This window comes from Enterococcus sp. 5B3_DIV0040, assembly GCF_002140755.1.
In the GTDB taxonomy this organism is placed as follows: Bacteria; Bacillota; Bacilli; order Lactobacillales; family Enterococcaceae; genus Enterococcus_D; species Enterococcus_D casseliflavus.
The window spans coordinates 2,555,590-2,557,520 of sequence record NZ_NGLC01000001.1 but is presented as its reverse complement, the minus strand read 5'-3'; the positions used below and the strand labels follow the sequence as shown (position 1 = coordinate 2,557,520).

At 38.8% G+C, this 1,931-nt stretch carries 1 protein-coding gene; it reads left to right on the top strand.

Going from position 1 to position 1,931, the window contains the following annotated elements:
• Window positions 1-1,931, top strand: a 1,931-nt coding sequence (locus tag A5883_RS19215) for a Rib/alpha-like domain-containing protein (RefSeq protein WP_369596883.1), incomplete at both ends; no start/stop codon positions are given.

The window sequence follows — 1,931 nt, the reverse complement described above, 5'->3', positions numbered from 1 at the left end:
GCACCAGTTACAAATGAAGCAAATGAAGAAACTATAGTGGCAGAGGCACCAGTTACAAATGAAGCAAATGAAGAAACTGTAGCGGCAGAGGCACCAGCCACGAATGAAGCAAATGAAGAAACTGTAGCAGCAGAGGTAGATACAGCATCTCGAGATGCTACTTCTGTTCCACAAGAGGTAGATGCTATTAAATCTGGAAAAGTAACCAAAGGAGCACAGTTGACTAATAGAAAAAATATTATCAGTGGTTGGTTAGAACTTGCTCCTAAATCAGCTGTAGGATATACACCAGGTACAGGAGGAAGTACTAAGTTGAATGGTTATACAGTAAATGCTCAGTGGATTGATACAGATGGAGCAATAAGTCCTGTTTATTCAGCTGTCACGCATAACTTAGCAGGAGCTGCTTCTAATGGTGGAGGAGATGGAGTTTTTGCATTTGAGCTACCTACATGGACAGATGAAACTGGGGTAGAACACGAATTTGACTATCTACCAACTTCAAAACAAAGATTGAAATTATGGCTAGCACCTAAACAATTATCACTAGATGGAAATGAGTTAATTACATTTCGTCCAGTAGTTGGAAATACACCTGGTTTTTCAACACCAACAACAGCGGGAGCTTATTATCTTGCAGGAGCAAACTTACAGCGTGCAAGTATTTATGTAATTGAAATTCCTTCTGAAGAGACACTGAAAACTTTAGTAGGAGATAAAGAAGAAAAATGGGTATATGATGACCAAGGACCAGATAAAAATCCATCAAATATTATAAACAAATCAAATCGTATTGCAGGAAAAGTGTGGTGGGAAACCTCTAGAGCTGGTACTACTTTTCCAACTTCTGTAAGTGAAAATTTTGTGGAACAAACAGCAGAAGAAGCAAAAAATGGCTTTAGAGTAGTTACTGCTGCTTTAACTGCAGAAGGAAAAACAGCTCTTTTAGCATCTCAGTCTGCTACTAATGCTTACGATAAAGTGAAAGAACAATTAGCGATATTAAAAGAACATCCTGAATATATACAGGAAGTTATAGTAGCACCAATTATTGATGGAGAGTACACTGCACATTTCACAAAGAATATTGATACAGATGCAATTTATCAGTTTGTAATAAACGGAAATGACGAAGTGCAACCCGCTTATAGTAATTTCCCGGTTCCAGCATACGGAGCAATAAAAGATTATACTCACTCTAATCCATTTATTACTGGAGATAGAAAGTATGCGTACAATGTTCATTTTGCGTTAGTTCCTAATTTGGAAAAATATAATATTAATATAACAAATTATGACACAACTTTAAATACGGCTTTGCCTAAAGATACTGCAATTAGTGATGTTTCTGTAGTGTTTAATCCTGGACAAAAAACAGAGATTGTTTGGAGAAATAAAGAAGGAGAAATCAGCCGTAAAGAGGTTGCAAATTTAGAACAAGCAACAGATGCGGCTAAATATACAGTGCCAGACAACTTAACTGAAAATACAATTTATACTGTAGAGCTAGTGGTAAATGGTGGTACGGTTGATGCAGATAGTTTTCTTGCAAGAGTACCTGAAGACGCAGATAAATACGAGCCAAAAGCAGAGCCGGTTGAAAAACCATATGGGGAAGCAACGACACCAGAAGATGTTACCAAGGCGGTAACTGTACCAAATTATCCTACAGATGGGGACCAACCAACTGTGGCCGTTGATCCAGGAGCGAAGTTACCAGATGGTACGACGCCAGGGACTGTCGAAGTACCAGTGACAGTAACGTATCCAGATGGATCAGAAGATAAAGTGACCGTACCAGTGACAACCTTAGAAAAGGTCATTGATCGAACAGATGATCCAAGTCAACCAACGCCAGATGGGTATGTACGAGTAACCTTTGATGCAGGAGAAGGGAAATTTGCGGAAGGTGCAGCAACCGTATTTGATGT